Source organism: Blautia sp. 1033sp1_1033st1_G9_1033SCRN_220408, assembly GCF_040929965.1.
GTDB classification, from domain to species: domain Bacteria; phylum Bacillota; class Clostridia; order Lachnospirales; family Lachnospiraceae; genus Blautia_A; species Blautia_A ammoniilytica.
Genome location: NZ_JBFKZO010000043.1, coordinates 1 through 6,961, shown reverse-complemented (window position 1 = coordinate 6,961; position 6,961 = coordinate 1). Strand labels below are relative to the sequence as shown.

The 6,961-nt window shown below is 37.7% G+C and carries 10 protein-coding genes; 6 read left to right on the top strand and 4 right to left on the bottom strand.

From position 1 onward, the window contains the following. Positions 1-142: 142 nt before the first annotated feature. The 3 genes from AB5916_RS17160 to AB5916_RS17150 are packed head-to-tail and all read right to left on the bottom strand — an operon-like array spanning position 143 to position 1,971. Positions 143-457, bottom strand: coding sequence for a hypothetical protein (locus tag AB5916_RS17160; RefSeq protein ID WP_368192070.1), 315 nt, complete (start codon positions 455-457; stop codon positions 143-145). Continuing rightward, positions 451-1,008 (bottom strand): DpnD/PcfM family protein, encoded by a 558-nt coding sequence (locus AB5916_RS17155; RefSeq protein ID WP_368192068.1) that lies wholly within the window; start codon positions 1,006-1,008, stop codon positions 451-453. The genes AB5916_RS17160 and AB5916_RS17155 overlap by 7 nt, the downstream gene beginning before the upstream one ends. A gap of 48 nt (positions 1,009-1,056) precedes the next feature. After that, positions 1,057-1,971 carry a hypothetical protein gene (locus tag AB5916_RS17150; protein WP_368192067.1) on the bottom strand — a complete coding sequence of 305 codons (915 nt, stop codon included), beginning with the start codon at positions 1,969-1,971 and terminating at the stop codon, positions 1,057-1,059. A gap of 239 nt (positions 1,972-2,210) precedes the next feature. Here AB5916_RS17150 and nrdD point away from each other — a divergent pair, with 239 nt between their 5' ends. Both nrdD and nrdG read left to right on the top strand, forming a co-directional pair. After that, a complete protein-coding gene (gene nrdD / locus AB5916_RS17145; RefSeq protein ID WP_368192065.1) occupies positions 2,211-4,445 on the top strand; it encodes an anaerobic ribonucleoside-triphosphate reductase in 2,235 nt (744 codons plus the stop codon). 45 nt (positions 4,446-4,490) lie between these two features. Next, positions 4,491-5,018: an anaerobic ribonucleoside-triphosphate reductase activating protein gene (gene nrdG / locus AB5916_RS17140; protein ID WP_368192063.1), complete on the top strand. Its 528-nt coding sequence runs from the start codon at positions 4,491-4,493 to the stop codon at positions 5,016-5,018. Positions 5,019-5,047: 29 nt separating this feature from the next. Here nrdG and AB5916_RS17135 read toward each other — a convergent pair whose 3' ends face one another. Further along, positions 5,048-5,212 (bottom strand): hypothetical protein, encoded by a 165-nt coding sequence (locus tag AB5916_RS17135; protein ID WP_368192061.1) that lies wholly within the window; start codon positions 5,210-5,212, stop codon positions 5,048-5,050. A 178-nt stretch (positions 5,213-5,390) separates the two neighbouring features. Here AB5916_RS17135 and AB5916_RS17130 point away from each other — a divergent pair, with 178 nt between their 5' ends. From AB5916_RS17130 to AB5916_RS17115, 4 genes are read left to right on the top strand one after another with little or no spacing between them, the layout of a single operon-like run. After that, positions 5,391-5,648 (top strand): hypothetical protein, encoded by a 258-nt coding sequence (locus AB5916_RS17130; RefSeq protein ID WP_368192059.1) that lies wholly within the window; start codon positions 5,391-5,393, stop codon positions 5,646-5,648. Further along, a complete protein-coding gene (locus tag AB5916_RS17125) occupies positions 5,648-6,241 on the top strand; it encodes a GTP pyrophosphokinase family protein (RefSeq protein ID WP_368192058.1) in 594 nt (197 codons plus the stop codon). The genes AB5916_RS17130 and AB5916_RS17125 overlap by 1 nt, the downstream gene beginning before the upstream one ends. Before the next feature lie 5 nt (positions 6,242-6,246). Beyond that, complete coding sequence (locus tag AB5916_RS17120; RefSeq protein WP_368192056.1) at positions 6,247-6,690, top strand: single-stranded DNA-binding protein; 444 nt, start codon at positions 6,247-6,249, stop codon at positions 6,688-6,690. A 25-nt stretch (positions 6,691-6,715) separates the two neighbouring features. Continuing rightward, the gene (locus tag AB5916_RS17115; RefSeq protein ID WP_368192054.1) at positions 6,716-6,880 is read left to right on the top strand and encodes a hypothetical protein; all 165 of its coding nucleotides are present in this window, start codon (positions 6,716-6,718) and stop codon (positions 6,878-6,880) included. Positions 6,881-6,961: the final 81 nt, after the last annotated feature.

Below are 6,961 nucleotides of genomic sequence, written 5' to 3'. Positions count from 1 at the left end.
ACAGGTTCTGTCCTCGATAACTAATGACATATCTTATATCAGTTTTTTCTGTTTACACAAAACTTGAAACGCTCTCTTTTTTTATGTTGAATTAGAAAACCCATCGCCAAAGCGGTGGGTTTTTTGATTAATATGCTATCTATTAGGCACAGCCTGATAATTTTGCAACCCCTTCCGGGTATTTTTCATCAAACCAATGCCAAATCTCAAAGCGGTCTGTTCCGACCGGAAAATCAAGAAAATAATCCTCAATCTTGTCATCATCATTAATTGAAACTTCTCCGAATATTTCCCAAAGCTTTTCCAGATCATCGCTGGAAAATGTATCATCTTGGTGTACGATATATAAGTCGTTAGATGAATGACATCTTGGACAATATTCTGTATCTCTATTATAACAACCAAGAGGAGGATCTATTCCAATCCAGTGACATCTGCGACAAGCATAAATTAGCATAAAAGAGCACCTTCTTCCCAATGTCCTTTCATTGACTTGAAAAGAGCTACAATTTCTTCCGGAGACTTATCAATATCTGGTTTTTCGTTTGAAGGCTCAAAATCAGAAGCCTCCAACTCAAACCAGGGATGATCAGCATCCGTCTCTTTATCATCAATCTTTTCTTCTGGAAATCCAACCATTGATGGGATAAACCATTGTCCTTCCGAAAGACTGCTTATGATTTCATTTATCTGATCATCAGTATATCGTCCAGGAACAATAATTCTGTTGATTTTTTTATAATTATCAGCATCACGATACAGATAATAGATACATGTAGTCTCATAAAGATGTTCATAAAAGCTTACATCTTTATTTTCCGGTACTTTGCCATTTTTTGACCATGCAGCCGGAAAAATCTCTCGTTCATCAAAATCATCTGATGTTAAGATGATATTATTCTCTGAAACTGCATTTTCAACTTTCTGCATAGCCTCATCCAAATCATCAGAGTCCACAATCACTGTACGAGCCAGTGTTTCTTTAATTCGAATTGCAAATTTTGCCATATAAATTTCCTCCTATTTAATATTTACAGAGCGCAGAAATTTTCCTCCTTAGATTTCCATATGGTCCACAATCATATCGTAAGTGATATGAGGATGGTACTTAAAAAACGTGAACATTGCGGCCTCCAGGCTTACAGCGTCAATGAAACAGTAGTAGCGATTTTCCATGTAATCAAAAATCACCTCATACCGTCCCACAGGTCCTTCAATTTCTTCTTCAAAAGAATCACAAGAACAGTCTCTGTCCAGATTGCGATATAAGCAGCCATCATTGTCCCAATATTCTTTCAGTTCTTCCGGCTTTTCTGTATTATCCGCTTCCATACCGGTGTCATGGAACCAGGAACCATCTTCGTAAAAATAATATTCATTTGCACTGCAGCATTCTTCCATTTCCTCATCAGATATCTCATAAAGATACGTATATCCGGCTTTTTCAAACTGCATGCAAAGCTGATGGAATATTTGCTTTACCAGCTTTTCAACCTTTTCAAGGACATCAATTTTAATATTTCTGAATTCCATATTTTCCAGTTCATATCGGAAGTCTTCCGATAGATCAAGACTATCAGCCATACAATATGTGTATCTCCTGTTTATTGGAATATCAACGGAATCCCTGTATGCAGACATATAGAATCTCATAGTTAGGATTTCTTTTTCTGACAGATAGCCTTGGCTCCAGTCAAATTCCAGAGCACGTCCACTTCCCGGAAGCGTTAAAATGTCCTCCAAATTTAACGAACCATAAATGTTGACACCATCTCCTTGGCAAGAGTTCAATGACCACTGTACATTTAGGTCACTGTTTGGGAAAATGCAGTCAATATCACTTTCAAAATCTGAAGTAAGATCTTCACTCCGGGTTTCATCGTTCATATACCAGCGTTTTGCTTCTTCTTTTGCATCTTCTGAAAGTTCCGCAAAAGAATATACTTTTACATGTTTAATGTATTTAACCATAACAGTTCCTCCTTGTATAAAATTTTACAATCAAAGATTTCTTCCATGCTTAATCGTTCCATAAAATTTTCCTCCTAAAATGTATTAGATAGCGTATTAAGTTTGTTCTCCTTTCTTCAATAAATTTGCTATCACCTTTAATATGTATTTCCTGAAAATTTCTAAAAAAATGGTGTGTAAACTCAAAAATGACATATTAAGAATGAACCCATAATCTTTTGAAGAAAGGAGAAAAATTTATGAAGAAACTTGTAGTTATTAAAAGAAATGGAGAAGAGGCAGAATTTAATAAGCAGAAGATATATAATGCTGTTTCTGCTGCAAACAAGGAAGTTGAACTTATCCATCAACTCAGTACGTACCAGATTGAAGCAGTGACTCAAAATGTTTCGGAGAAGATATTTGCGGCTTCCCATGCTGTATCTGTAGAAGATATCCAGGATATGGTAGAAATTGCCATCATGGAAATGCGTGGTTATGAAGTAGCACAGAAATATGTAAGATATCGCCATAATCGTGAGCTGGCAAGAAAATCCAATACTACCGACGATGGAATTTTATCCCTGATCAATCTTTCCAATGAAGAGATCAAACAGGAGAATTCCAATAAAAATCCTACGGTTAACTCTACGCAGAGAGATTATATGGCAGGAGAGGTAAGTAAGGATCTCACCATGAGGGTGCTGCTTCCAGAAGATGTCGTTAAAGCTCATAAGGAAGGTATCATCCACTTTCACGATTCAGATTACTTTGCCCAGAAAATGTATAACTGCTGTCTGGTCAATCTCAAAGACATGTTTGAAAATGAAACCGTTATCAGTGAAACAAAGATTGAGACCCCGAAAAGCTTTTATACCGGCTGTAATGTTGCAACACAGATTGTTGCCCAGGTTGCAAGCAATCAATATGGAGGTCAAACAATAACCCTTTCAGATCTGGCTCCTTTTGTTGATGTGTCAAGAAAGAAAATCACACAGAAGGTAAAAGAAGAACTTGCTGAAAGCGGACTTTCTGCAACCGACAAGCAGATTGCTAAGATCGTTCATAAACGGTTGAAGGAAGAAATCAAATCTGGCATTCAAACGATCCAGTATCAGCTGGTCACATTAATGACCACAAATGGGCAGGCTCCTTTTGTATCTATCTTTATGTACCTGGATGAGGTTCCGGAAGGACAGACCCGTGATGATCTGGCACTTATTATTGAAGAAGTATTAAGACAGCGTATTCAGGGCGTAAAGAATGAAAAAGGAGTATGGGTAACACCGGCTTTCCCAAAGCTTCTGTACATCCTGGATGAGGATAATATACATGAAGATTCTAAATACTGGTACCTGACAGAACTGGCAGCAAAATGTACAGCCAAAAGGATGGTTCCTGATTATATCTCTGCAAAGATAATGAAGGAGATTAAAAATAGGGAAGTCTATCCGTGCATGGGCTGCAGATCATTCCTTACAGTGGAAGATGGCATCCGCAATCCTGATGGAAGCCGTAAATTCTACGGCAGGTTTAACCAGGGTGTTGTGACGATCAACCTTGTGGATGTGGCATGCTCCTCTTATGGAGATATGGATAAATTCTGGAAGATTCTTGATGAAAGACTGGAATTGTGTCATAAAGCCCTTCGTTACCGTCACGAACGTCTGCTTCATACAAAGTCAGATGTAGCACCTATTCTGTGGCAGAATGGAGCGATTGCACGGCTGGAAAAAGGAGAGACCATTGACAAGCTTCTTTACGGCGGATATTCTACAATCTCCCTTGGCTATGCCGGTCTGTATGAAATGTGCGTCCGCATGACAGGACATTCCCATACGGATCCAGAAGCTAAAGATTTTGCACTTTCTGTCATGCAGAAACTGAATGATAAGTGTAAAGAATGGAGAAAAGCTGAGAATATTGGATATTCGGTATATGGGACTCCAATGGAATCGACTACTTACAAATTTGCAAAATGCCTGCAGAAACGTTTTGGTTTTATTCCGGGAGTAACGGATAAGAATTATATCACAAACAGTTACCATGTACATGTAACGGAAGAGATTGATGCTTTCAGTAAGCTCAAGTTTGAATCCGAATTCCAGAAGCTTTCACCTGGAGGCGCGATCAGTTATGTAGAAGTACCAAATCTCCAGAACAACATCCCTGCAGTATTATCCCTTATAAAGTTCATCTACAACAACATTATGTATGCTGAACTGAATACGAAAAGCGATTACTGCGAAGTATGTGGATACGATGGCGAAATCCAGATTGTAGAGGATGAATCTGGAAAACTCATCTGGGAATGCCCGAACTGTGGCAACAGGGATCAGAATAAGATGTCTGTAGCCAGAAGAACCTGTGGATACATAGGAACCCAGTTTTGGAATCAGGGACGTACTCAGGAAATAAAAGACCGTGTCATGCACCTGTCTATGCCATGTAATGTCAGCAAATCTATTCAGTATCATGCTTTCAACAAAAAATAATCATTGGAGGCTGAATTTTCAGCCTCCTTATTAGGAGGAAAATTTATGAATATTGCAGAAATTATTTGCGCAGATGCCGCAAATGGAACAGGTATAAGATTGTCTGTTTTTGTTTCCGGATGCCTCAATCATTGTAAAGGATGTTTCCAGCCAGAAACATGGGACTTTCATTATGGTAAGCCTTTTACTCCAGAGATTGAAGAATTCATTATAGCTGAATTGTCTAAGCCTTATTATGAAGGTCTTACAATTCTTGGAGGAGAGCCATTTGAGATGCGTAATCAACCTGAGGTATTAAATCTAATACAGAGGGTAAAGCAGGAATTCCCTGATAAAACGATCTGGATATATACCGGATATACCTACGATCGTGATCTGATACCTGGTGGATGTCGGTATACGGAATATACAGATAAGATTTTAGATATGATCGACATCCTTGTGGATGGTCGCTTCATTGAAGAAAAGAAAAATATTAATCTTAATTTCCGTGGATCTGAGAATCAGAGAATTATAGAGATGCCGGAAACAAGGGATTCTAAAAAAGTTATTTTAAGTAAACTCAATGATTGATCTAAAGCCGCCTTTAAGGGCGGCTTTTTCTAATGTATATGAGAGTCATTATATTTTTTGATGAATTGCATTTGTTCCTCATCATTTTTCTTTTTGTCATATTCTGTTTCCATTTCTGATTTTCCCATCAGCAGCGCATAGATAAATACGACAAATGCACAAAGAAAAATTCCACCAATTATCAATCCGTTCATTTTTACATCTCCTTTTTCTTTAATATGTCATTTTTTATCCAGTCTGTCACTTTTTTCGCTACCAAAATCCTGAAATTACATATTAAACATGACAATAAATTTTCTGAACATAGGAGAAAAAAACAATATTGTCCAAAATCTATGTACTTAATTTCTTAATATCTAAGGAGGAAAAAATATGAAAACAGTTGTGAGGTATCAGTGTGAAAAATGCAGGAAAATTTACGATTTTCCAGGAGAAGCTATTTCTTGTGAGGCCGGTCATTACAATCTATCAACAGAAGATTACAACAAATGGCTGACACTTCAGAAGCTAACAAAGGAAGCAGGTGCTTTAAACAGTATTGCGAAGAATGTCAATACGGATAAGGCTTTTGATGAAGCAATCGATAAACTGATAGCATTCGAAAAAGAACATCATTTGGAGGGAAAATAATGGCTTTATTTAATAAACAGCAAATTTCGGTATTACATAATACAAGAAGAATCTTTGTCAAAAAGCTTTTAAAAGACATTGGCGAAACAGGTGCTATTGAGCATTACTGCAGCCGTGTTAAGGAAAATGACAGCATTGCGAATAAGCTTTGGTCTAAACAGCTAAATGCTACGGTAGACAATGCCCTGAACCATCTGACTGACCTTATAGGGGTGCGTATCGTAGTACATTTTATTGGAGATGTATATGATATTGCTTCAAGGATTCGAAATTGTTATGAGATTCAGGAAGAGATTGATTATATTACAAATCCAAAAGATAACGGTTACCGCAGCCTTCATATGATCGTCCATGTTCCTGTTATGACTTCCAATGGACCTAACGGACAGATGATTCCTGTGGAAATTCAGATCCGTACTGTTGCCATGGACTGCTGGGCAAGTCTGGAACATCAAATACTCTACAAAAAAGAGGAAACCCCTCAGATGGATCTGGCAAAAAAAGAGCTTTTACATTGTGCAGAAACTTTGTTTGCTACGGACATGCAAATGGAAGCTATACAGAATATCATTCATAAGGTAGAGAAAGGATAATCACAATGGCAGAGATATTGCAGTTTTGTCCAGATGAAGAAGTTGGATTCAATATTGCTGTTATAACAGGAAAACTGGTACGTGACCCTTATTACAGTGAATCAAAGGATAAGGGAAAGAGACAGTTATATGCCAGCTTTACTGTAAAGGTAAAAAGAATCTTTAAAGAAGATATATTCGATTACATTCGTGTCCGTGTTTTTGGAGATAAGTCGCTTTTCGTTAAACAAACACTCTTTGAGGGAATGAATGTGGAAGTAAAAGGAAAGATTAGACCTTACAAATATGAAACTGAGGATAAAAAAGTCTACACATTAGGGGTTTATGTCCAGGAAAGCGGAGAGATCAATATCCTTGATCCAGGATATGAACGTCCTGAATTTTCGGAAGAAAGATATAAACCTGTCATCATCCCACAGTGGATGATTGATGAGATGCCTTTTAAATAGGCTCTACTACTAAGGAGGAATCTATATGAGAAACATATTAAGAAAAGTATTTGCTTTCATAATGGGGATCATATTTTTAATGAGCGGTTCCATGCTGGATAGCCAGAACTGGTTTTTGTTTCTTGCAATCTGTATGGTAAGCCTTGGTGTTCTCCTCTATATGGCTTATCAGGATGGCTGGACATATTAAAAAAGGGACTGTCGCACTAGCAAATATTTTTTGCTGGGCGGCAGCCTTGCTTTATGCCCAAATGGGGGCGAAATCGGTTGT

Coding starts and splice junctions, on each gene's coding strand:
- AB5916_RS17160 (WP_368192070.1), bottom strand. CDS start 457: ATGCTAATTTATGCTTGTCGCAGATGTCACTGGATTGGAATAGATCCT.
- AB5916_RS17155 (WP_368192068.1), bottom strand. CDS start 1,008: ATGGCAAAATTTGCAATTCGAATTAAAGAAACACTGGCTCGTACAGTG.
- AB5916_RS17150 (WP_368192067.1), bottom strand. CDS start 1,971: ATGGTTAAATACATTAAACATGTAAAAGTATATTCTTTTGCGGAACTT.
- nrdD (WP_368192065.1), top strand. CDS start 2,211: ATGAAGAAACTTGTAGTTATTAAAAGAAATGGAGAAGAGGCAGAATTT.
- nrdG (WP_368192063.1), top strand. CDS start 4,491: ATGAATATTGCAGAAATTATTTGCGCAGATGCCGCAAATGGAACAGGT.
- AB5916_RS17135 (WP_368192061.1), bottom strand. CDS start 5,212: ATGAACGGATTGATAATTGGTGGAATTTTTCTTTGTGCATTTGTCGTA.
- AB5916_RS17130 (WP_368192059.1), top strand. CDS start 5,391: ATGAAAACAGTTGTGAGGTATCAGTGTGAAAAATGCAGGAAAATTTAC.
- AB5916_RS17125 (WP_368192058.1), top strand. CDS start 5,648: ATGGCTTTATTTAATAAACAGCAAATTTCGGTATTACATAATACAAGA.
- AB5916_RS17120 (WP_368192056.1), top strand. CDS start 6,247: ATGGCAGAGATATTGCAGTTTTGTCCAGATGAAGAAGTTGGATTCAAT.
- AB5916_RS17115 (WP_368192054.1), top strand. CDS start 6,716: ATGAGAAACATATTAAGAAAAGTATTTGCTTTCATAATGGGGATCATA.